Below are 22,584 nucleotides of genomic sequence, written 5' to 3' on the forward strand. Positions count from 1 at the left end.
ACACCGGCAAGCAGAAGATCCTCGACACCGGCGGCCGCGTGGCCCGGTTCGAGCGGCGCTACGCCAAGAAGCCGGCCGGCAAGTGATTCACGGCAGCGCCGGAGCCCATCGGGCTCCGGCGTTTCGCCGTCCCCGGGTATGTCCGTGCCCATCGTCGATCAGGAAGGCGTCGGTGAATGTTCGAGGCAGCTGACGGCCTGCGCGCCGAGTTCGCCGAGCTGGAACAGCGGCTCGCCGAACCGGCCACCCACGCCGATCTGGCGCTGGCCCGCAAGACCGGACGCCGCTACGCCGAGCTGACCCCGATCGTGAAGGGCCTGGACGCCTACGACCGGCTCACCGACGACCTGGCCGCCGCCCGCGAGCTCGCCGCCGACGATCCCTCCTTCGCCGAGGAGGCCGAGACTCTTGACCAGCAGCTGGCCGAGGTCACCGAACGGCTCACCCGGTTGCTGGCGCCGCGCGACCCGCACGACTCCTCCGACGCGCTGATGGAGATCAAGTCCGGCGAGGGTGGCGAGGAGTCGGCGCTGTTCGCCGCCGACCTGTTCCGGATGTACACCCGTTACGCAGAGTCCCGCGGCTGGACGGTCGAAGTGCTGGACAGCCAGGAGACCGACCTGGGCGGCTTCAAGTCGATCACCCTGGCGATCAAGGCCAAGGGCACCGATCCGGACAACTTCCCCTACGGGGTGCTGAAGTTCGAGGGCGGCGTGCACCGCGTGCAGCGGGTGCCGGTGACCGAGACCCAGGGCCGGGTGCACACCTCCGCGGCCGGCGTCCTGGTGATGCCCGAGGCCGAAGAGACCGAGGTCGACATCGACCCCGACGACCTGCGGATCGATGTCTACCGCAGCTCCGGCCCCGGCGGCCAGGGGGTCAACACCACCGACTCGGCCGTCCGGATCACGCACCTGCCGACCGGGATCGTGGTGAGCTGCCAGAACGAGCGCTCCCAGCTGCAGAACAAGGAGTCGGCGATGCGCATGCTGCGGGCCCGGCTGGTGGCCGCCGCCGAAGAGGCCGCCGCCGCCGAGGCGTCCGCTGCGCGCCGCTCGCAGGTGCGCACCGTCGACCGCTCGGAACGGATCCGCACCTACAACTTCGGCGAGAACCGGATCGCCGACCACAGGATCGGCTACAAGGCCTACAACCTCGACTCGGTGCTGGCCGGCAACCTGGGCGGCGTGATCGAAGCGCTGCAGGCCGCCGACCTGGCCGAGCGGCTGGAAGGCATCGGATGACCTCGGCGGGCCGGGTGTTGCGCGACGCCAGCCGCCGCGTCCCGGACGCCGAGGCGCGTCTGCTGCTCGCCCACGCCCTCGGCGTCCCGGCGAGCAAGCTGCTCACGCTCGGTGATCTCGACACCGACGCCGTCGACGGTTTCGAGCAACTGCTCACCCGCCGCGAGGCCGGCATCCCCGTGCAGTACCTGACCGGACGGGCACCGTTTCGGCACGTGGACGTCGCGGTCGGTCCGGGGGTGTTCATCCCGCGTCCGGAAACCGAGGTGATGACCGGCTGGGCGCTGGACCGGCTGGCTGAGGTGGGGGAGTCCCCGCTGGTGGTCGAGTTGTGCGCCGGCTCCGGCGCCATCTCACTGGCCATCGCCGACGAATACCCGAGCGCCCGCCAGTACGCCGTCGAACTCAGTGAGGACGCCGTCGGCTATGCGGCGCGCAACCTGGCCGGTACCGGCGTCGAACTGATCCAGACCGACATGGCCGACGCGCTGCCCGAGCTGGACGGCACCGTCGACCTGGTGATCGCCAACCCGCCGTACGTGCCGCTGGAGGCCTACGACGGCATTCCCGCCGAGGTGCGCGAGCACGAGCCCACCCTGGCGCTGTTCTCGGGCCAGGACGGCCTGGACGCGATGCGCGTGCTGGCCGGGGTGGCGTCCCGGCTGCTGCGTCCCGGCGGCTGGGTGTGTGCCGAACACGCCGAGGTGCAGGGCGTCTCCGCGCCGCAGGTGTTCGTCGACCACCGCGGTTTCGACCAGGTGCGCGACCACCGCGATCTGACCGACCGCCCGCGGTTCGTGACCGCGCGCCGCGTCGCGACGGTGGCAGGATGGCCCTCGTGAACGAGCCGGACGCCCTGCAGCGCTTCGATTGCGACACCGAGGCCGACCAGGCGCTGGCCGCCGCCGCAGCCGCGGTCACCGCGGGCCGCTGCATCGTGCTGCCCACCGACACCGTGTACGGCATCGGCGCCAACGCCTTCGACCCCGCCGCGGTACAGGGCCTGCTGGACGCCAAACAGCGCGGCCGCGACATGCCGCCCCCGGTGCTGATCGCCGAGCCGTCCATGCTGCGCTCGCTGGCCACCGGGCTGAGTGCCGACGGGCTCGCTCTGGCCAAGGCGTTCTGGCCGGGCGCACTGACCGTGGTGGTCACCGCGCACCCCGATCTGCGGCTCGACCTGGGCGACCGGGGTGCGACGCTGGCCGTGAGGGTGCCCGATCACGCCTTCACCCGGGCACTGCTGCGGCACACCGGCCCGCTGGCGGTGTCCAGCGCCAACGTCAGCGGACGTCCGGCGGCCACCACCATCGACGAGGCGATCGAGCAGTTGGGCGACGAGGTCGCGGTCTACCTGGACGCCGGCCCGGCGAGCGCGCCGGTGCCGTCCACCATCGTCGACCTGACCGGCGAGCCGCGCATCCTGCGCGAGGGGCGGCTGACCCGCGAGCAGCTCGAAGCCGCCGTCCCCGGACTGTTCGGCGACGATGCGTGAGTACGCCCTTGTCCTGCTGATCGCGGCGGGCGTGACCTATCTGCTGGCCGGTCTGTGCCGCCGGCTGGCGTTCCGGTACAACGCGGTGGCCATCGTCCGCGATCGTGACGTGCACACCCGTCCGATCCCGTATTTCGGCGGCATCGCGATGCTGTGCGGGGTGGCGGCCGCGTTCCTGGTGGCTTCCCAGCTGCCCTGGCTGGGCCGCTTCGACCTGGTCGAGCACGACACCCGTGCCGTCTTCCTCGGTTCGCTGGTGATCTGCGCGGTCGGTGTGATCGACGACAAATTCGACCTCAACGCGCTGGCCAAGATCGCCGGCCAGATCCTGGCCGCCGGCATCGTCGTGCTCAACGGCGTCAAGGTCTACTGGATCCCGCTGCCGGGCACCATCATCAGCCTCGATGACGCCACCTCGATCGCGCTGGCGGTCATTCTGATCTTCCTGTGCGTCAACGCGATCAACCTGATCGACGGCCTGGACGGGCTGGCCGCCGGCGTGGTGGCGATCGGCTCGCTGGCCTTCTTCACCTACGCCTACTGGCTGAGCTACGAGCAGGAACTGGTCCGGGCCACCACCGCCAGCCTGGTCACCGTCGTCACCGTCGGCGTCTGCCTGGGCTTCCTGCCCTACAACGTGCACGCCGCCCGGATGTTCATGGGCGACTCCGGCTCGATGCTGCTGGGCTTCCTGATGTCCACCTCGGTGATCAGCCTCACCGGCCAGCTGGATCCGTCCCAGATCGCCGTCGAAGGCTCGGGCCTGGCGCTCAACGCCTACCTGCCGCTGATCCTGCCGTTCGCGGTGATGGCGCTGCCGCTGGGCGACCTGATCCTGGCCTATGTGCGGCGCACGATCGCCGGACGGTTGTGGTTCCAGGCCGATAAGCAACACCTGCACCACCGGATGCTCGAACTGGGGCACAGTCATCGGCGTGCGGTGGCGCTGCTGTGGCTGTGGACGGCGCTGCTCGCCTTCGGCGCGGTGGTGATCGGGATGACCTCGACCGCCTGGGCGGTGGTCGGACTGATCGCCGGGATCGCCATCGCCGCCTGGCTGACCTGGAAGCCGGTGCGTCGTGGCACGGCCTGAGCGCGCTCCCGCCAGCCCCAACGTGCTGCGTGCCCGCCAGTTGCTGGCGGGCGGCGCGATGGGCGGCCATGCGGCGGCGCTGATCGTGATCGGGGTGCTGTACTTCGTCCGGGGGCCGTCCTCGCTGGCCTCCTCGGCGCTCACCGCACTGGCCGTGTTGGCCTTTTTCGGCCTGGGTCAACTGGTCCAGATCTGGGTGGCGGACGCGGCGCCGCAGATCGTGATGACCGCTGCGCTCGGCTCCTACGCCTTCCGGGTCGGCCTACCGGCTCTGGCCCTGCTACTCATCTCGCAGGATCCCGAACGACTCGCCCAGATGGACCGCGTGGCGGTCGCGGTGACCGCGATCGTCGTGGTATTGGGCTGGCTGGCGGCCGAGATCTGGACCTTCTCCCGGCTCCGAATTCCGGTCTTCGATCCGTCTCAAGACGACCCCCGCTAGGGCGTTGTGCGTTGGCTCTGGCCAGCCGATAACTGCTAGAGTCACCGGAGTCATGGAGGGCGGCGACGGCATCGATCAGGGTCTCCGGGTCCTGAGCTACCTGTTGTCCGGTCCACTCTTCTATGGCTTTCTCGGCTGGCTGGCAGATCAGTGGTTGCAGTCATCTCCGTTGTGGATGGTGATCGGCATCGTGGTGGGCATGGCGGCTGGGATCTACATGGTGGTGCAAAGGTACGGACGACCGTGAAGTCGAACCAGGAGGTGCGATGGGCCCGCTCGGCCTGATCATCCCGATGGAGGGCGGTGGCGAGGACGACCTCCACCACTGGCCGCCAGGGGTGCATAGTTTCGACCCGAAGCCGCTGTTTCCCGACGCCGGCATGGACTGGGTGAACACCTACCTGTTGCAGGCGGTGATCGGCACGATCCTGGTGATCCTGGTCTGGCTGTGGTTCGCCAAGGACCAGAAGGTCGTCCCGGGCTTCAAGCAGTGGGTCGGCGAGCAGCTCTACAACATGGTGCGCAACGGCATCGGACGTGAGGCGCTCGGAGCCGACTACCGCAAATTCACCCCGTACCTGGTGGGCCTGTTCTCGTTCATTCTGGTGAACAACCTGTTCGGGCAGTTCTTCCTGACCATGTTTCCGACCTTCTCCAGGGTCGGCTACGCCTACGCCCTGGCGCTGCTGTCCTGGCTGCTCTACAACGGCGTCGGCATCGCCAAGCACGGACTCGGCGGCTATCTGAAGCTGATGACGATGCCCAAGGGCGTCCCGGGGCCGCTGTACGTCATCATCATTCCGCTCGAGATCCTCTCGAACTTCATCGTCCGGCCGGTCACCCTGGCCCTGCGACTCTTCGCGAACCTGTTCGCCGGCCACCTGGTCGTGATCGTGTTCGTGGTGGGCGGCAGCCTGCTGTTGGAGCAGACGAGCGTCGTCTACCAGATTGCCGGCGGCGCGTCGCTGCTGATGGCCTTCCCGATTTTCGCCCTCGAGATCTTCGTGGGCGTCCTGCAGGCGTACATCTTCACGGTGCTCACCGCGCAGTACGTCGCCTCGTCCCTTGCCGAAGACCACTGACCCGACCCACTGACAACCCTCCGAAAGGAAACGTAATGCTCCCCATCATGGAGATCACCGGTTCGCTCAACATGATCGGCTACGGCCTGGCCACCATCGGCCCGGGCATCGGCGTCGCCATGGTGTTCGCGGCCGTCATCAACGGCACCGCCCGGCAGCCCGAGGCCCGCGGCGCGCTGATGAGCACCGCCTGGATCGGCTTCGCCGTGGTTGAGGCGCTCGCCATCATCGGCATCGCGCTCGCGTTCGCCATTCAGTGATCGGACCCACTCCGATGACCACGATTCTGGAGATCAACCTGGGGCCGCTGCTGCCGGCGCTCCCCGAGTTCATCGCGGGCATCGTGCTCTTCATCGTCATCTGGATCGTGATGGCCAAGAAGGTCGTCCCCGCGTTCGAGAAGACGTACCAGGAGCGCTCCGCAGCCATCCAGGGCGGGATCGAGAAGGCCGAGGCCGCCCAGGCCGAAGCCGCCGCAGCGCTCGAGGAGTACCGCCAGCAGCTGGCGGGCGCCCGCGACGAGGCCAGCAGCATCCGCGAAGAGGCCAAGGCCCAGGGTGCGCAGATCCTCGCCGAGATGCGCACCAAGGCCCAGGAAGAGGCCGATCGGCTGATCGCCCAGGCCAAGGCTCAGATCGAGGCCGAGCGGGTGCAGGCCGTCCAGCAGCTCCGCGGCGAGATCGGCGGGCTGGCGACCAACCTGGCCGGCAAGATCGTCGGCGAGTCGCTGGACGACGACGAGCGTGCCCGGCGCACGGTCGACCGGTTCATCGCCGACCTTGAGGCATCCGACGCGGAGCGGGTATGAGCAGCATCCAGCAGGAGCGGCTGAGCGAGCTGGACCGGGTTCTGGACTCGGTCCAGGTCACGCCGGACCTCTCCGAGGAGCTGTTCGCGCTGGTCGACCTGCTCGACCGGCAGCCCGCCCTGCGGCGAGCGTTGACCGACCCGGGCGCTGAGCCGCAGGCGCGTGAGGCTCTGCTGCAGGCGCTGTTCGGTTCCCGGCTCTCCGAGGCCGCTCGCACGGTGTTGCACGCCGCGGTCGGGCAGCGCTCGGGTAGCCCGTCGGCGCTGGCCGCCTCCCTGGAACGCCAGGGCATCCGTGCGGCGCTGAGCAGCGCTCAGCTCGCCGGCACCCTGGACGCGGTCGAGGACGAGCTGTTCCGCTTCGAACGGCTGGTCGCGGCCGATCCGGAGCTCCGGGCGGCGATCAGCGATCGGTCGGCGCCGCTGGACGCGCGTCAACAGCTGGTCGACGACCTGCTGCGTGGCCGCGCCGACGCGGTGACCACCTTCCTCGCCAAGCGTGCGGTGGCCGCCCGGTCGAAGAGTTTCGAACTGACCATCGGCAGCTACCTCACGCTGGCCGCCGCACTGCGGCAGCGCGCACTGGCGCACGTACTGGTGGCCCGTCCGCTCACCCAGGAACAGCACGATCGGCTCGCGGCCGTGCTCGGACGTCAGCTCGGTCGTGACGTCAGCCTGCAGGTCGTGGTCGACCCCGACGTGATCGGCGGCGTCCAGGTCACCGTGGGCGACGAGATCATTGATGGCACCATCGCCGGCCGGCTTCACGACGCGCACCAACAGCTCGGCTGATTGACATATCCCCAGCAACGAACACAGGACAAGGACCAATAATGGCGGAACTGACAATTCGTCCCGACGAGATCCGAGAAGCCCTGGAGAAGTTCGTGACGAACTTCTCCTCCGAGGCGGCGAGCCGCGAAGAGCTGGGCACCGTCGTGGTCTCCGGCGACGGCATCGCCAAGGTGGAGGGCCTGCCGTCGGCCATGGCCAACGAGTTGCTGGAGTTCGAGAACGGCACCAAAGGCATCGCACTGAACCTCGACGTCCGTGAGATCGGTGTCGTGGTGCTGGGCGATTCCGAGGGCATCGAAGAGGGCCAGACCGTCAAGCGAACCGGCGACATCTTGTCGGTGCCGGTCGGCGACGGCTACCTCGGCCGGGTGGTCGACGCGATGGGCAATCCGATCGACGGGCTGGGCGAGATCGCCGGCATGGAGGGACGCCGAGCGCTCGAGCTGCAGGCCGCCGGCGTGATGGACCGGCAGAGTGTCTCCGAGCCGCTGCAGACCGGCATCAAGGCGATCGACTCGATGACGCCGATCGGCCGCGGCCAGCGCCAGCTGATCATCGGCGACCGCAAGACCGGCAAGACCGCGATCGCGATCGACACGATCATCAACCAGAAGGCGTTCTGGGAGACCGGCGACCCGAGCAAGCAGGTGCGCTGCATCTACGTCGCGGTCGGTCAGAAGGGCTCCACCATCGCAGCACTCCGTCGGGTCCTCGAGGACGCCGGCGCGATGGAGTACACCACGATCGTGCACGCTCCCGCGTCCGATCCGGCCGGCTTCAAGTACATCGCGCCCTACACCGGTTCGGCCATCGGCCAGCACTGGATGTACAACGGCAAGCATGTGCTGGTCGTCTTCGACGATCTGACCAAGCAGGCCGAGGCGTACCGCGCGATGTCGCTGCTGCTGCGCCGTCCGCCGGGTCGCGAAGCCTACCCCGGCGACGTGTTCTACCTGCACAGCCGCCTGCTGGAGCGCTGTGCCAAGCTCTCCGACGAACTGGGCGGCGGTTCGATGACCGGCCTGCCGGTGATCGAGACCAAGGCCAATGACGTCTCCGCCTACATTCCGACCAACGTGATCTCGATCACCGATGGTCAGATCTTCCTGCAGTCCGACCTGTTCAACGCCAACCAGCGCCCGGCCATCGACGTCGGCATCTCGGTCTCCCGAGTCGGTGGCGACGCGCAGATCAAGGCGATGAAGAAGGTCGCCGGCACACTGAAGATCGGCCTGGCCCAGTACCGCGACATGCAGGCGTTCGCGATGTTCGCCTCCGACCTGGACGCCACCTCCCGACGTCAGCTGGAGCGGGGCGCCCGGCTTACCGAGCTACTGCGGCAGCCGCAGTACACGCCGTACCCGGTCGCCGACCAGGTGGTCAGTGTCTGGGCGGGTACCAACGGTCATTTCGACGACGTTCCGGTCAGCGACGTGCTGCGGTTCGAGAGCGAGTTGCTCGACTACCTGCGCCGGCGCACCGACATCCTCACCACCATCGCCGAGACCGGCGGCTGGGACGACGACACCGCCAACGCGGTGACGAAGGCGATCGCGGACTTCAAGCAGCAGTTCCGCACCTCCGGCGGTGAGCGGGTGGGTGCCGAGGAGCGCGGGCACCGTCCGTTGGCCGACTCCGAGATCGGTGTGGAGACGATCGAGACCAAGAAGGACTGACCGATGCCTGCGAGCTTGCGTGAGCTGCGACAGCGCCGGAAGTCGGTCGCAGCCACCCAGAAGATCACCCGGGCGATGGAGTTGATCGCGGCGTCCCGGATCATCAAGGCGCAGCGTGCCGCCCAGGCCGGCGAGCCGTTCATCACCGAGCTGATCCGGGCCGTGTCGGCGGTGGCGACCTACTCGCGCGACCCGCATCCGCTCACCCACGGCGTGCCGAAGGTGCGCCGGGCAGCGATGCTGGTGATCACGTCCGACCGTGGCATGAACGGTGCGTATTCAGCCAACGCGATCAAGACCGCCGCCCGGCTTCGCGAGCGGTTGGAGCGCGAGGGTGTCGAGGTGGTCCGCTACGCGGTGGGCCGCAAGGGCATCGCCTACATGAAGTTCCGCAAGCTGGCGATCCGGCGATCGTGGGAGGGCTTCTCCGACGCACCGACCTTCCAGCATGCCGAGGACATCGCCGATGCCCTGATCGACGACTTCCTTCGTCCCTACGAGGAAGGCGGCGTCGACGCCATCTACGGCGTCTACACCCGGATGAACTCGATGATCAACCAGGAGGTGCGGGCCCGCCGCCTGCTGCCGCTGGAGATCGTCGAGGGCGTGCACGAGCCCAGCGAGGGTGAGCTTCTGCCGCTGTACGAGTTCGAGCCCGATCCCGAGACGGTGCTGGACACGCTGCTACCGATGTACGTCCGCAGCCGGGTGTGGTTCTACCTGCTGCAGTCGTCGGCGTCCCAGCTGGCCAGCCAGCAGCGGGCCATGAAGTCGGCGACCGACAACGCCAAGCAGCTCATCGAGCGCCTGACTCGCGAGGCCAACCAGGCCCGCCAGGCGGAGATCACCCAGGAAATCAGTGAAATCGTCGGTGGCGCGAGCGCGCTTGCCGATGCGGCCGCCCAGGACTAGGGCACGAGACGAGAGTGGATCAATGACCGTGACACTGGACAGCAACACCGCCACTGAGGACGCCCAGGGCGCCGTCGGACGGGTGGCCCGGGTGATCGGCCCGGTCGTCGACGTGGAGTTCCCCGCCGACCAGATGCCCGACATCTACAACGCCCTGCTGATCGACATCGACGCCGGCGAGCAGACCCGCACCATCTATGCCGAGGTCGCCCTGCATGTGGGTGACAACATGGTGCGCGCGATTTCGCTGAAGCCGACCGACGGTATGCGGCGTGGCGCCCGGGTCGTCGACACCGGAGGCCCGATCTCGGTGCCGGTGGGCGACGTCACCAAGGGCCGGGTGTGGGATGTGACCGGCAACTGCCTCAACGAGGACACCGTCACCGTCGAGATCAACGAGCGCTGGCCGATCCACCGGGCGGCACCGAAGTTCGACGAGCTCGAGCCGAAGACCGAGATGCTCGAGACCGGCATCAAGGTGCTCGACCTGCTCACCCCGTACGTGGCCGGCGGCAAGATCGGCCTGTTCGGTGGCGCGGGCGTGGGCAAGACGGTGCTCATCCAGGAGATGATCTACCGGATCGCGCACAACTTCGGCGGCACCTCGGTGTTCGCCGGCGTGGGGGAGCGCACCCGTGAGGGCAACGACCTGATCCACGAGATGATCGAGGCCGGCGTCATGAAGGACACCGCCCTGGTCTTCGGCCAGATGGACGAGCCGCCGGGCACCCGGCTGCGGGTGGCGCTGTCGGCGCTGACCATGGCGGAGTACTTCCGCGATGTGCAGAACCAGGACGTGCTGCTGTTCATCGACAACATCTTCCGGTTCACCCAGGCCGGCTCCGAGGTCTCCACCCTGCTGGGCCGGATGCCGTCCGCGGTGGGCTACCAGCCGAACCTGGCCGACGAGATGGGCCAGCTGCAGGAGCGGATCACCTCGACCCGGGGTCACTCGATCACCTCGATGCAGGCGATCTACGTGCCGGCTGACGACTACACCGACCCGGCGCCGGCGACCACGTTCGCGCACCTGGACGCGACCACCGAGCTTTCCCGCGAGGTGGCCTCGCGTGGCCTGTACCCGGCCGTCGACCCGCTGACCAGCACCAGCCGGATTCTCGATCCGCAGTTCATCGGGAAGGACCACTACGACACCGCCGTCCGGGTGAAGCAGATCCTGCAGCGCAACAAGGAACTGCAGGACATCATCGCGATCCTCGGCATCGACGAGTTGCCGGAAGAGGACAAGGTGCTGGTCGGCCGCGCGCGGCGGATCCAGCAGTTCCTCAGCCAGAACACCTACATGGCGACGAAGTTCACCAACGTCCCGGGTTCGAGCGTTCCGCTGGCCGACACCATCGAGTCGTTCAAGATGATCTGCGACGGCGAGGTCGACCATGTGGCCGAGCAGGCGTTCTTCAACGTCGGCGGCATGGACATGGTGATGGAGAACTGGGACCGGATCCAGAAGGAAGGCTGACCGTGGCCGAAGGCGAGAGGCTGTTCGTCGACGTGGTGGCCGCCGACCGCCGCGTGTGGGAGGGCGAGGCGATCTCGGTGATCGCCCGCACCACCGAGGGCGACATCGGCATCATGGCCAACCATGAGCCGCTGCTGGCCGTACTGGTGCCCTGCGCGGCCGAGATTCTGACCGCCGACGGCAAGCGCGAGGTGCTCGCGGTCGACGGCGGCTTCATCTCGGTGGCCGACAACCGGGTCTCCATCCTCAGTCAGTACGGCCGGTTGGCCCACGAGATCCTGGTGGAAGAAGCGGAGCGTGAGCGCCGAGCGGCGTGGAAAAGAATGAACGAGGGCGACAACACTGAGGCCACCCGGCAGCACTTCAATCGCGCCCACGCCCAACTCGCGGCAGCCAAGAAGGCCCAGCAAGCACAGGCCTCCTGATCGACCGCGTGCGAGGAGGCTTCAGAGATGGACGTGATCAGCGCTGTCGAATGGTTGCTGATCGTCGTCGTCCTGGTTCTGATCGTCGGCCTCGCGGGCTTCTGGCTGCGGCGTCGTTGGCTGTCGCGTGCGGGCGGCAGCTTCGCATGTAGCTTCCACCCGGCCAAGAGGACTCCGGGCACCCACTGGGTGCTCGGAGTCGCGCGTTATCGGGAGCATGAGCTGCAGTGGTTCCCGGCCTTCTCGCTGTCGCTGTGGCCGACCCAGCGCTTCGATCGTGGCCTGGTGCGCGCCGGTGAGCAGCGCCTCCCGGACGCCGGTGAGGTCGCCTGGCTGCTGGAGGGCCAGCGGATCGTCAGTCTGGAGGGCCCGGTGGAGCAGATCGAACTGGCGATGGCGCCGGACTCCCTGACCGGCCTGCTCAGCTGGCTGGAGGCGGCGCCGCCCGGGATGCGCTACCGGCATTCACCCCAGTCACCCGAGTAGGACCGTTGGTCGAACTTGTCGAGACCCTGCCTCACTCAGCGGCGTTGCTTTGCTCCGCCTTGGCGCGACGTTGGGCGGCGCGGGGTTCGACCGGCGTCCGGTCGGTGCCGGGGACCCACAGCACGTCGCCAACGTCGGCGTTCGCCACGCGCGAGGCCAGGAAGAGCAGGTCCGAGAGCCGGTTCAGATAGGTCAACGCCAGCGAGTTCAGGCCGCCCTCGACGTCCAGGCCGTACTCCTGTGCGGCCCGCCACGCCGTCCGCTCAGCGCGCCGGACGATGGTGCGCGCGACATGCAACTGGGCGGCGGTCTGGGTGCCCCCCGGCAGGATGAACGAGTTCAGCGGACCCACCTGCGCGGAGTAGTCGTCGCACCAGCCCTCGAGTCGCTCGATGCAGCCCGCGACAATCCGCAGCGGCTCCCAGGGCGGATTCTCAGCCAGCGGCGTGGACAGGTCGGCACCCAGGTCGAACAGCTCGTTCTGGATCAGCCGCAGCGCCGCGTTCAGGTCGTCAGGCAGATCACCGCGGGCGGTCGCCACACCGAGCACCGCGTTCGCCTCGTCCACCTGGCCGTAGGCCTCGACCCGCAGGTCGGTCTTGGCGGCCAGCGAGTTGTCCGACAGCCGGGTCTGCCCGGCGTCCCCGGTGCGCGTGTAGATCTTGGTGAGGTGGACCATGTTGCCACCCTATGCCGCCTCGCGGCCGCTCGAGGACGGTTGGTCGGGTCACAGGGGGCGTTCCTCTTGGTCGCCGGGGACCGGACCAACCGTCCCGGTGTCCGGAGGAACCGTCCCCGGTGACGGCGGGGACGGTTCTTCCGATTCAGGGGAGTGGGACGGGGGTTTCGGCGGGCTCGCCGGCCAGCACCCGGGCGACGTTGCGGACGGCGAGCCGGCACATGTTGTCGCGGGTGGTGCCGCCGGCGCTGCCGATGTGCGGTTGCAGCACCACGGTGTCGAGTTCGCGCAGGGCCGGGTTGATCACGGGTTCGCCCTCGAAGGTGTCCAGTGCGGCACCGGCCAGGTGGCCGCTGCGCAGTGCTGCGATCAGAGCCGTCTCATCGACGATGCCGCCGCGGGCGGCGTTGAGCAGGTACGAGCCCGGCTTCATGGACGCCAGCGCGTCGGCGTCGATCAGGTGCCGGGTGTCCGGCCGCAGCGGTACGTGCAGCGTCACCACATCGGACGTCGCCAGCAGTTCCGCCTGATCGACGATCTCCACCCCGTCGAGTCGCGTCCCGACCTCGAGCCGGGGATGGCTGGCGATCACCCGCATGCCGAAAGCCTGCGCCCGTCGCGCGACGGCCCGTCCGATCCGGCCGAGGCCGATGACTCCCAGCGTCGCGCCGGCGCTGATGTCGAGCCCGACCAGCATGGTCGGGCCCCAGATCCACGGCTCCCCCGAGCGGGCGAAGCGGTCGGCCTCGACCACCCGGCGGGTGATCGCCAGCAGCATCGCGAAGGTGTGATCGGCGGTCGCCTCGTCCAGGACGCCGGGGGTATTGGTGATCACCACGCCGCGCCGCTTGGCCTCGGCCAGGTCGATGTTGTCGAAGCCCACCGCGGCGTTGGCGACCACCCGCAGCTGGGGCCCGGCGGCGTCGAAGAACGCGGCGTCGATCCGCTCGGTGAGGGTGACGACCGCAGCAGCGGCGCCGGCGACGTCGGCCAGCATCCGCTCCCGCGATGGGGGAGCGACCTCACCGACCGTCAGGTCCAGGCCGAGCGCGGGCAACTCGGCCATCACCGTGTCGGTGAGTCGTCGCGCAACGTACAGATGGCCAGCAGGCATCAGGGTCAACTCCTTGTTGATACGAGTGGGGGCAAGGCGGGCAGTGGGTCGCGTCCGGTGACCTTCGACCACTCTTCGCGGAACCGGAGCCAGCGCTGCTCGGCCCGGGCCCGCCGTTTGGCACGTGGCTTGACCCGGCTGGTGGACAGCCGGCTCGGAATGACGTCGTGCACCGCTTCGGCACACATCGCGGCCGCGCCGATCGCCGGCAGGTCCGGTTCGAGTGCGACGTCGTAGGTGCGTCCGGTGGCGTCGGCGAGCAGCTTCGGCATCACCGGGTCCTCGCCGAACGCCCCGGTCAGGTAGATCGCCTGGTCGCCGGGCGGAACGGTGGCCTCCAGCACCATCCGGTCGGCGAACAGCACCCCGTCCAGCACCGCCCGGGCGAGCTGGCCGCGGGTGGTCGACCGGGTCATGCCGGTCAGTCCCGAGCAGGGCTGCTCGAACCAGAACGGTCCGCGCTCAGGCATCACGTGCGGAATGAAGAACGGCGCCGTGTCCGTTTCATCCGGCGAAAGCTTGTTGGCCAGCCGGATCATCTCGCGGACGGCGGATTCCTTGCGTCCGAAACCGAGCAGTGTTGCCGCAACGGCCAGGCTGTCGCCCCCGTTGGTGACGCCGTTGATCAGCCACTCGTCCGGACGCAGGCCGCGCCGCTGCAGCGCTCGTGCCCGCAGGTCGGGGGCCGACAGACAGCTGTTCACCACGTGGGTGGTGCCCATGATCAGGAACGGGTTCGTGCCGGGCGCCGTCCCCAACGCATAGGAGGCCGCCGGCGTATCGGCGCAGCCGACGATCACCGGTACTCCTCGGGGGATGCCGGCCAGTTCGGCGAAGTCGGTGCTGGTGTGGCCCAGCACCTCCATCGCCGGCCGGACCGGCGGCAGCACGGACGGCTCGATGTCCAGTTCGGCGAGCGTCTTGGGCAACCAGTCGGTGTGCCTGCCGATGGTGTTGTACACGCCTGTGTAGGACGCCTGGGTCGGGTCGATCGCCGCCTCACCGGTGAGTTGCTGACCCAGCCAGGTGCCGGCGAAGCCGAGCGTGGTCATCCGGGTGAACGCGTCCGGCTCGGCCTCGCGCAGATAGTGGTAGGCGATCGCGGCGAACGTCGACCGGGAGGGGTGGTTGCCGGTGGACCGGATCGCCATGGTCGAGCGCAGCGGGCTGTAGTGATCGAAGTACGTTGTCAGCGCCGGGTTGTCCCAGGTCACCGCCAAGGTGACCGGGTGGCCGTCGTCGCCCATCGGCACGATCGTCGGGCAGTGCGTGTCGAGGCCGATGCCGCTCACCTCGGCCAACTGCGGCGCCAACTGCCGGCAGACCGCCAGGATCGACGCCTCCCAGGCGGACGGGTCGGCCCGGCCCACCCCGCCACGCCGGGAATCCGGGTGGCGGGCGCGGGCCCGGGCGATGACCCGTCCGTCAGAGGCCAGGATGACGCCCTTGGTGGCCGAGGTGCCGAGGTCGAGTCCGAGGAAGGTTCTCATCGTTGAGCTCCTTGCTGATCGCCGGGCTGCTCAGCCGAGCAGCTTGACGGCCTCGCTGGGATCGGCGCCGTCGTGGATGACGGCCTTCAACGCGTGCACCATGGCTCCCGGATCGTCGGCACCCCAGATGTTGCGGCCGGCGGTCATGCCGGCGCCACCGGCGTCCATCACGGCCGCGGCCTGGTTCAGCACGTCGATCGGCTCCGGGGTGGGGGCGCCGCCGGCGGCGACGACCAGGGTCGGGGTGGCGTCGACGACCTTCTTGAACTCCTCGGCCGAGCCGGTGTACCAGGTCTTCACGATGTCGGTGCCACATTCGGCGGCGGCACGGGCGGCGTACATCACCGATTCGGTGCTGCCCTTGCGGTCGCCCCACAGCTCGCCGCTGGGGTAGGCGTGACAGATCACCGGCAGGCCCCATTTGTGTGCCTCTTCGGTGACCGCGCTGAGCATCTCGAGCATGGCGACCTGGTTCTCCGAACCGGCCGAGATACCGACCGCGATGGCGTCGGCACCGAGCCGCAGGCAGTCCGCCACCTGGGCGACGGTGGCGTCGTAGGTGAGGTGGAAGTCGACGCAGAACGTCGAGCCCTTGATGATCAGCGGCACCTGCTTGGCCCGCCCGGACAGCAGGTGTCCGGCGACGCCCTTGAACACCGTGAAGGCGTCCGGCTCGGCGTCGGCGATCTTGTCGAAGACGGTCTTGAGGTCGGCCAGCCGGGGCGCGACGCCGCGCGGAACCGCCTGATCGAGCGCCACCGTCATCAGCCGGCCGTCCGCCCCGATGATCCGGCGCAGCCGGATCTCGCGGCCGAGCGCGGACGTGGTGCCGACGGGGTTCAGTTCGAAAATGCCCATGACAAATCCTTCTGTGTGGTGTGGAAGAGAGTGGAGAGAAGGGCCGGGGAGTCCGCCCGGCCCGGCGGTACGGGCTCAGGCCCAGGGATCGATGCCGACCCGCAGGTCCTTGCCGGAGGCGACCAGGTCGAGCGCCTCGTGCACCCGGGCCAGCGGCAGCTGGGTGCCGACCAGATCGGCGACCCTGAGCTTGCCGGCGGTGACCAGGTCGGCCACGGCGTGGAAGTTCTCCAGCCGACAGGACGAGGCGCCGACGACCTCGTACTCGTTGTAGTGGATGTCGTTGGCGACGATGCTCAACACGTCGCCGGCGTTGAACCCGGCGAAGGCGGAGATCCGAGCACCCGGAGCCAGGACGCCGAGGTAGGGGGTGAGGGCGTCCACCCGTCCGATGGCCATGATCACCACGTCGATGCCGCCGTCGGTGGCGGCCAGGATCTGGGCGGCGGTGTCCTCGCCCGGTGCCAGCACCAGGTCGGCCCCGGACTCCCGGGCGATCTCGTGCCGGGCGGTGTTCGGGTCGACGGCGATCACGGTCGGCACACCCTGGGCCTTGGCCAGCCGGATGTGCATCAGGCCAAGCGGGCCGCAGCCGGCGATCAGGACGGCGTCCGCGCCCTTCACCTTGGCGATGTTCTGACCGTTCAAGGCGCAGGCCAGCGGCTCGACCAGAGCCGCCTCGGGTGCCGACACCCCCGGCAGCGGCACGATGTTCTGCCGGGCGTTGGCGGGAACGACGATGTACTGCGACAACCCGCCGGCCAGCTGGTAGCCGAACGCCACCCGGTTGCGGCAGATGTTGGGATGGTTCTTGCGGCAGGCGACGCACTCGCCGCACGGCACCAGCGGATAGACGCACACCTGATCGCCGATCGACACCCCGGCAGGCAGCGGACCAGCGGAATCGACCACCTCGCCGGCGATCTCGTGGCCGAGCACCGACGGCAGGGTGACGTTCTTGGTCTTGCGACCCGAATAGATCCGCAGGTCGGTGCCGCACAACAGTGCGGCGGTCACCTTGAGCAGAACATCGCCCTCGGCGAGGGTGGGAACGTCGCGTTCTTCGACGCGGAGTTCGTCAGGTCGGTACAGCACGGCTTGCTGCATGGGAAATCTCACCAGTCCTCTGTGTCTAGTGGCGGGGCCAGGATGATCGAATCGGCGCCGGCCGCCCGAAGTTCGTCGAGCACCGCCGGATCGGCGGCCTCGTCGGTGACCAGGCCCCACTGGTCGGGTAGTTCGGACCAGTAGTGGAAGAGGCCGTGCTCGCCCAGCTTGGACGAGTCGGCCACCACGTAGGTGCGCTGGGCGTTCTCCATCATCGCCGCCTTGAGCCTGGCCTGCGCATAGGTGCGTGAGGTCAGGCCCCGGACGGGGTCGATGGCGTCGGTGCCGATGAAGGCGTAGGTCGCGTGAACCCGGTTCAGCATCGACTCGGCGTCCGGCCCGGTGATGGTGGCATTGATGCCGCGCAACGCTCCGCCCAGGATCGTCACGCCCACCTGGTCGTTGGAGACCAACTGGTTGGCCACCATCAGGCCGTTGGTGATCACCGAGACCGGACGGTTGCCCAGTGCGGCGGCGATCTGTTCGGTGGTCGATCCGGAGTCGAGAATGATCAGGTCGTCGTCCTCGATCAGCGCGGCCGCCACCCGGCCGATCGTCCGTTTGGCCTCGGCGTGGGCCGACATCCGCTCACGCATGGTCAGCTCGGTGCGGGGCCGGTGTTGCAGCGCCGCGCCCCCGTAGGTCCGGGTCACCAACCTGCGGTCCTGCAGGTCGGCGAGGTCGCGGCGGATGGTCGCCACCGAGACTCCGAAGGTGTCTGACAGGTCGCTCACCGATACGTTGGCCTCCGGATCTGTGGTGAGCAACTGGAGAATTTTCTGCCGCCGGCGCTGACCCTTGCTGGGCTTTGCCGGACGGCCCTCCGGTTGCTCGTGGATATCGATGGAGGCTGTGGCTGGCAGGTCCTGCATGCCCTCATCCTCCTGCATTTCGAGGTGGGTGGAACCCGTGGGTAACGGGTGTCGAGCAGACGGGCTCCACCTGGGTCCACTGCTCTCCCTGGACGTCCCAGTCGCGGTCGGTCTTCGGGGTCGGAACCGAAGTATCGTTTGCGCGGTCCGATCACTCTTGGGATGCAACAATGATCGAACAACGCAGACTGTTTGTCAAGGTCCGCGCAGAATCTGGACGTCACCTGGGCAGACGAAGACAAAATGATTGAACCGCGCATAGTGGTCTCATCGACCCGAAGTGGCGAAAGTTGACCGCTGCGAGCCCTAGCGCTCGGCGCGCGCGGTGAGTACTCTCTGCTGTTGAGTTGGTAATCAGCCACGCTCCGGGCAATGCAGCACGGAGGTGGCGCCCGATGTTCCAGCGCCGTGACCGGCGTACTCGACAGGAACCGGTGGAGACACGGCAATGCGCGGACCGTGGCCCACCAGCTTCTGCTGACGGTCACGTAGCTGGTTGGTGTCCTCGGGTCGGTCGGAGCCACCTCGCGCTATCGGTCGATGACCGTGCGCGGGGCAGATCGCCGACCCGTCTCTCGGACACTGACAACTAGGAGCACGGACACATGTCATCTTCTGCAGGCGCCGCAACTCCGCTGAGCGCCAACCTTCCAACCGACAAACCGACCCGGTACCGCTGGGTCGTGATGGCGACGATCTTCGCCGCCTACGTGGTCTGTATGGCCGACCGCGCCAACATCGGCGCGGTACTTCCGTTCATCAAGGAAGAGTTCCATATCGACAACTTCACCATCGGCGCGATCTCCAGCTTCTTCTTCCTGGGCTATGCGGTCTCGCAGATCCCGGCCGGCCTGATCATGGGCAAGAAGGGCACCCGTGCCGTGGTCTCCTTCGCCATCCTGGCCTTCTCGGCCGTCACCTTGCTGATGGGGTTCACCACCGGCGCCGTCATGCTGCTGGCACTGCGCCTGCTGCTCGGCCTGACCGAGGGCCCGGCGCCGGTCGGCATGACCTCGACGGTGAACGCGTGGTTCCCGCCGCGTGAGAAGGGCACCGCCACCGGCCTCTACATCGCCTCGACCCAGTTCGCGCCGATCATCGTTCCGGCCATCGTCATCGGCCTGGCGCAGGCCCACGGCTGGCGCTGGGTGTTCATCTGGTTCTCCATCCCGGGCTTCATCATGGCCGCGGTGTGGTGGCTCGTCGTCCGGAACCGTCCCGAGCAGAGCAAGCACGTCAACGCCGCCGAGGTCGCGCACATCTACGACACCTCCGAGGACCCGACCAAGAAGAAGGTCACCTTCCGGCCCATCCCGTGGCTCGACCGGGCGATCCGGCTCAAGGACGTCGACACCCTCGACACCAACGGCAAGGTGCTGAGGTCGTGGAACATCTGGGGCGACACTCTGGCCTACTTCTTCATGAACAACGTGAACTACGGCCTGCTCACCTGGGTGCCGCTGTACCTCGTCCAGGCCCGCGGCATGAACCTGTCGGGCGTTGCCTTCATCGCCGCGGCACCGGCCGTCGGCGGCCTGATCGGCGCCATGCTGGGCGGCGTGGTCTCGGACCGTCTCTTCCACGGACGCCGCAAGCCCACCATGCTGATCACGGCCTTCTTCGCCGCCGTGATGATCGTGATCGTCATCAATGCACCGGACAACATTCCGGCCATCGTCGCCAGCCTGATCGCCACCGGCTTCTTCCTGAACATCGGCTGGCCGATGTTCACCGCCTACCCGATGGGCCTGACCAACAACAAGACCTACCCGTTCGCGATCAGCGTGATCAACTCCGGCGGCAACCTGGGCGGCTTCTTCGCCCCGATCATCGTCGGCATCCTGCTCGACCAGTCGGGCGGCAACTACTCGATCGCGTTCAGCTACTTCGCGGTCGTCCTGGTCATTGCCCTGCTGATCATCTTCAGCCTGGTCGAGGCCAAGCCGAAGGCGACCGAGCACGCGGTCGCGGCAGAGGCTGCAGCCAAGTGAGCGGCCTGCAAAACGCTCGGAAGGCGGTGTCAGGATGCCCAAGCTAGGCATCGTCGCCGACGACCTGACGGGCTGCACCACGATCGGAGCCCTGCTGGCCAGGGTCGGCGTCGACACGGCGGTGCTGTTCTCGCCGACCGACGTCTCGGCGCTGACCTCCGACCACGAGGCGCTGATCCTCAACTCGGACTCTCGGCCGCTGCCGGCGGCTGACGCTTACGAGCGGGTGCGGCTGGCGACGCAGGAACTGGTCGCGGCCGGGGCACGCCAGTTCACCAAGCGGATCGACACCACCTGTCGCGGTGGGATCGGACCCGAGGTGGAGGGCATGCTCAGCGCACTGCCGGAGGACTACATCGCGATCATGGTGCCGGCCATGCCGCAATCGAAGCGGATCGTGGTGGGCGGCTACTCGGTGATCGACTCGGTGCTGCTCTCGCGCACGCCGGTCGCGCAGGACGTCCGGACGCCGGTGAAGCAGTCGCATCTGCCCACCCTGATGGCGAGCCAGTGCACCGTACCGGTCGGCCATGTGCCGATCGGTGCGGTGATCGACGGCGCCGAAGAGATCCGGGCCGGACTGGTCTCGTGCCGCGAGGCAGGGGACCGGGTGATCGTCGTCGACGCCGCCTCACTCGAGGATGTCGACCTGATCGCCACCGTGGTGGCCGGCCTTGGCTGGAAGGTGGTCTGCGTCGACCCGGGTCCGTTCACCGAACGGCTGGCGATCCGCAGTGGCGTGGTCGACACCCGTCCGGTCAAGGAGCGCACGCTGCGGCTCGAGCCGGCCGACACCGACACCGGCACCGCGCTGGTGGTCGCCGGCAGCGCCATGCGGGTCACCCACCTGCAGATGGTGGAGCTCTCCAAGGTTCCCGGCACGGAGGTGATCGGCGTGGATGTCGGCGACCTGATCGCCGACGAGCGGCACTACCTGCGCGAGACGGGGCGGGTGTTGGACGAGGTGGAACGCATCCTTCCGAAGCAGCCTCGGGTGATCATGCTGGCCCTGGACTCCACGATCAGCGGTGACCTCGGCGACATGGCCGCCATGGAACGCCGGGCGGGCCTGCAGCCGGGGGAAGGGCCGGGTCAGATCCCGGGCCGCTTCGGTGCTTTGGCCCGGCGCGTGGTGGAGGCCCTCGGTGATTCTGTCGCGGGCCTGTATCTCACCGGCGGGGACATCATGGTCAACACCTGTGCCGCCCTGGACGCCAACGGCATCGGCCTGGTCGACTACGTCATTCCGCAGGCTGATCAGGGCGTGCTGGTGGGAGGCCCGTGGGCCGGCCTGCCGGTGATTTGCAAGGGTGGACTCACCGGCAGCGAACAGACGGCAATTCAATGTGTCAATCGGATCTTCGACGAAAAGATGGAGTGAAACAGACAATGTCAGATACCCAAATCAGGCCGGTCACCGCGATCACGATCGGTGACCCTGCAGGAGTCGGACCCGAGATCGTCGTGGACACAGTTCAGTCCGAGATGATCTACGAGGTCTGCAAGCCGTTCGTGATCGGCGCGCGTGAGCACCTCGAAGAGGCGGCCGCGATCAAGGGCGTGAAGCTGAAGTTCAACGAGATCAGCGAGCCCGAAGAGGCCAAGTACGAGTTCGGGACGGTCGACCTGCTCGACACCGGCGCCGCCCCCGGCGCCAAGATCGTCTACGGCGAGGTGCAGAAGGACGCCGCCCTGCGCGCGTACTCCTACCTGGAGAAGTCCATCGAACTCGGCCTGGCCGGACGGCTGGACGCGGTCTCGACCGCCCCCATCCACAAGGTGGCGCTGAAGGAAGCGGGCGTGGACCACATCGGGCACACCGAGATCTTCGAGGCCCTCACCAACTCGCCGTACGCGTTGACCATGTTCAACGTGCACAAGCTGCGGGTGTTCTTCCTCACCCGGCACGTGTCGGTGCGGAAGGCCTGCGACCAGATCACCAAGGAGCGGACGCTGGCCTATCTCAAGGACATCGACCGTGAGATGCGCACCTACGGCTTCGAGAACCCCTCGATCGCGGTGGCGGCGCTGAACCCGCACGGCGGCGACGGCGGCCTGTTCGGCACCGAGGAGATCGAGCATCTGATCCCGGCCGTCGAAGAGGCGCAGGCGATGGGCATCAACGCCCGCGGCCCGCTGCCCGGTGACTCGATCTTCGCGTTCGCGCTGGACGGGCATCACGACTGCATCCTGTCGCTGTACCACGACCAGGGGCACATCGCCTGCAAGACGCTGGACTTCGAGAAGGCCGTCACGATCACCATGGGTCTGCCGTTCATGCGCAGCTCGGTCGATCACGGCACCGCCTTCGACATCGCCGGCAAGGGCATCGCCAACGGCGGCAGCATGGTGGAGTCGACCCGGGTGGCGGCCTACTACGCCGGCCTCAAGATGGCCCACCAGCAGAAGCTGGCGGCCTCGGCCTGAGGCAGCGGTGGGGGGGGGGGGGGGGGGGGGGGGCGGCCCCCCACCGGAGCGCGGGGGCGGGGGCCGCGGGGGGCGCGGGCTCCCCCCCGGGGGGGGGGGGTGAGGTGGA

The 22,584-nt window shown here is 68.2% G+C and carries 25 protein-coding genes; 19 read left to right on the forward strand and 6 right to left on the reverse strand.

The features are described 5' to 3' along the window. The 16 genes from Q0066_RS16970 to Q0066_RS17045 form a co-directional block, all read left to right on the forward strand. Positions 1-86, forward strand: an 86-nt coding sequence (locus Q0066_RS16970) for a 50S ribosomal protein L31 (protein WP_298135199.1), incomplete at its 5' end; no start/stop codon positions are given. A 90-nt stretch (positions 87-176) separates the two neighbouring features. Then, on the forward strand, positions 177-1,244 hold the full coding sequence (gene prfA, locus Q0066_RS16975) for a peptide chain release factor 1 (RefSeq protein ID WP_298135140.1): 1,068 nt from the start codon (positions 177-179) through the stop codon (positions 1,242-1,244). After that, positions 1,241-2,086: a peptide chain release factor N(5)-glutamine methyltransferase gene (prmC, locus tag Q0066_RS16980; protein ID WP_298135141.1), complete on the forward strand. Its 846-nt coding sequence runs from the start codon at positions 1,241-1,243 to the stop codon at positions 2,084-2,086. Before prfA ends, prmC begins: the two co-directional genes overlap by 4 nt. Continuing rightward, positions 2,074-2,739 carry an L-threonylcarbamoyladenylate synthase gene (locus Q0066_RS16985; RefSeq protein ID WP_298135143.1) on the forward strand — a complete coding sequence of 222 codons (666 nt, stop codon included), beginning with the start codon at positions 2,074-2,076 and terminating at the stop codon, positions 2,737-2,739. The genes prmC and Q0066_RS16985 overlap by 13 nt, the downstream gene beginning before the upstream one ends. Next, on the forward strand, positions 2,732-3,832 hold the full coding sequence (locus Q0066_RS16990) for an MraY family glycosyltransferase (RefSeq protein ID WP_298135144.1): 1,101 nt from the start codon (positions 2,732-2,734) through the stop codon (positions 3,830-3,832). The genes Q0066_RS16985 and Q0066_RS16990 overlap by 8 nt, the downstream gene beginning before the upstream one ends. After that, positions 3,819-4,274 carry a hypothetical protein gene (locus tag Q0066_RS16995; RefSeq protein WP_298135146.1) on the forward strand — a complete coding sequence of 152 codons (456 nt, stop codon included), beginning with the start codon at positions 3,819-3,821 and terminating at the stop codon, positions 4,272-4,274. Before Q0066_RS16990 ends, Q0066_RS16995 begins: the two co-directional genes overlap by 14 nt. 52 nt (positions 4,275-4,326) lie before the next feature. After that, the gene (locus Q0066_RS17000) at positions 4,327-4,521 is read left to right on the forward strand and encodes an AtpZ/AtpI family protein (RefSeq protein ID WP_298135147.1); all 195 of its coding nucleotides are present in this window, start codon (positions 4,327-4,329) and stop codon (positions 4,519-4,521) included. A 19-nt stretch (positions 4,522-4,540) separates the two neighbouring features. After that, a complete protein-coding gene (atpB, locus tag Q0066_RS17005; RefSeq protein ID WP_298135149.1) occupies positions 4,541-5,356 on the forward strand; it encodes a F0F1 ATP synthase subunit A in 816 nt (271 codons plus the stop codon). A gap of 35 nt (positions 5,357-5,391) precedes the next feature. Then, entirely contained in the window at positions 5,392-5,616 is a 225-nt protein-coding gene (atpE, locus tag Q0066_RS17010; protein ID WP_298135151.1) for an ATP synthase F0 subunit C, read from the forward strand. 14 nt (positions 5,617-5,630) lie between these two features. Beyond that, the gene (locus tag Q0066_RS17015; protein WP_298135153.1) at positions 5,631-6,164 is read left to right on the forward strand and encodes a F0F1 ATP synthase subunit B; all 534 of its coding nucleotides are present in this window, start codon (positions 5,631-5,633) and stop codon (positions 6,162-6,164) included. Further along, positions 6,161-6,955, forward strand: coding sequence for a F0F1 ATP synthase subunit delta (locus Q0066_RS17020; protein WP_298135155.1), 795 nt, complete (start codon positions 6,161-6,163; stop codon positions 6,953-6,955). The genes Q0066_RS17015 and Q0066_RS17020 overlap by 4 nt, the downstream gene beginning before the upstream one ends. Before the next feature lie 41 nt (positions 6,956-6,996). After that, a complete protein-coding gene (atpA, locus tag Q0066_RS17025; RefSeq protein ID WP_298135157.1) occupies positions 6,997-8,634 on the forward strand; it encodes a F0F1 ATP synthase subunit alpha in 1,638 nt (545 codons plus the stop codon). 3 nt (positions 8,635-8,637) lie between these two features. Continuing rightward, the gene (locus Q0066_RS17030) at positions 8,638-9,546 is read left to right on the forward strand and encodes a F0F1 ATP synthase subunit gamma (protein ID WP_298135159.1); all 909 of its coding nucleotides are present in this window, start codon (positions 8,638-8,640) and stop codon (positions 9,544-9,546) included. Between the two features lie 22 nt (positions 9,547-9,568). Continuing rightward, positions 9,569-11,026 carry a F0F1 ATP synthase subunit beta gene (gene atpD, locus Q0066_RS17035; RefSeq protein ID WP_298135160.1) on the forward strand — a complete coding sequence of 486 codons (1,458 nt, stop codon included), beginning with the start codon at positions 9,569-9,571 and terminating at the stop codon, positions 11,024-11,026. A 2-nt stretch (positions 11,027-11,028) separates the two neighbouring features. Then, entirely contained in the window at positions 11,029-11,451 is a 423-nt protein-coding gene (locus Q0066_RS17040) for a F0F1 ATP synthase subunit epsilon (protein WP_298135162.1), read from the forward strand. Between the two features lie 27 nt (positions 11,452-11,478). Further along, complete coding sequence (locus tag Q0066_RS17045; RefSeq protein WP_298135163.1) at positions 11,479-11,937, forward strand: DUF2550 domain-containing protein; 459 nt, start codon at positions 11,479-11,481, stop codon at positions 11,935-11,937. Between the two features lie 31 nt (positions 11,938-11,968). Here the strand turns inward: Q0066_RS17045 and Q0066_RS17050 are convergent, their stop codons facing one another. The 6 genes from Q0066_RS17050 to Q0066_RS17075 all read right to left on the reverse strand — a co-directional run bounded on the left by Q0066_RS17050 (position 11,969) and on the right by Q0066_RS17075 (position 18,057). Beyond that, the gene (locus tag Q0066_RS17050; RefSeq protein WP_298135165.1) at positions 11,969-12,616 is read right to left on the reverse strand and encodes a cob(I)yrinic acid a,c-diamide adenosyltransferase; all 648 of its coding nucleotides are present in this window, start codon (positions 12,614-12,616) and stop codon (positions 11,969-11,971) included. Between the two features lie 145 nt (positions 12,617-12,761). Further along, positions 12,762-13,730 carry a D-glycerate dehydrogenase gene (locus Q0066_RS17055; RefSeq protein WP_298135167.1) on the reverse strand — a complete coding sequence of 323 codons (969 nt, stop codon included), beginning with the start codon at positions 13,728-13,730 and terminating at the stop codon, positions 12,762-12,764. Positions 13,731-13,735: 5 nt separating this feature from the next. Further along, positions 13,736-15,220, reverse strand: coding sequence for an FGGY-family carbohydrate kinase (locus Q0066_RS17060; RefSeq protein ID WP_298135169.1), 1,485 nt, complete (start codon positions 15,218-15,220; stop codon positions 13,736-13,738). A 30-nt stretch (positions 15,221-15,250) separates the two neighbouring features. Continuing rightward, complete coding sequence (locus Q0066_RS17065; protein WP_298135171.1) at positions 15,251-16,078, reverse strand: hypothetical protein; 828 nt, start codon at positions 16,076-16,078, stop codon at positions 15,251-15,253. Positions 16,079-16,153: 75 nt separating this feature from the next. After that, complete coding sequence (locus Q0066_RS17070) at positions 16,154-17,197, reverse strand: alcohol dehydrogenase catalytic domain-containing protein (RefSeq protein WP_298135172.1); 1,044 nt, start codon at positions 17,195-17,197, stop codon at positions 16,154-16,156. Further along, a complete protein-coding gene (locus Q0066_RS17075) occupies positions 17,194-18,057 on the reverse strand; it encodes a DeoR/GlpR family DNA-binding transcription regulator (RefSeq protein ID WP_298135174.1) in 864 nt (287 codons plus the stop codon). Before Q0066_RS17075 ends, Q0066_RS17070 begins: the two co-directional genes overlap by 4 nt. 605 nt (positions 18,058-18,662) lie before the next feature. On the opposite strand from Q0066_RS17075, the gene Q0066_RS17080 reads away from it, so the two are divergent. From Q0066_RS17080 to pdxA, 3 genes are read left to right on the forward strand one after another with little or no spacing between them, the layout of a single operon-like run. Next, positions 18,663-20,048, forward strand: coding sequence for an MFS transporter (locus tag Q0066_RS17080; protein WP_298135176.1), 1,386 nt, complete (start codon positions 18,663-18,665; stop codon positions 20,046-20,048). A gap of 34 nt (positions 20,049-20,082) precedes the next feature. Continuing rightward, the gene (locus tag Q0066_RS17085; protein ID WP_298135178.1) at positions 20,083-21,429 is read left to right on the forward strand and encodes a four-carbon acid sugar kinase family protein; all 1,347 of its coding nucleotides are present in this window, start codon (positions 20,083-20,085) and stop codon (positions 21,427-21,429) included. Between the two features lie 8 nt (positions 21,430-21,437). Then, entirely contained in the window at positions 21,438-22,475 is a 1,038-nt protein-coding gene (gene pdxA, locus Q0066_RS17090) for a 4-hydroxythreonine-4-phosphate dehydrogenase PdxA (RefSeq protein ID WP_298135180.1), read from the forward strand. Positions 22,476-22,584 lie beyond the last annotated feature (109 nt).

This window comes from Micropruina sp. (assembly GCF_027492755.1).
GTDB lineage: Bacteria > Actinomycetota > Actinomycetes > Propionibacteriales > Propionibacteriaceae > Micropruina.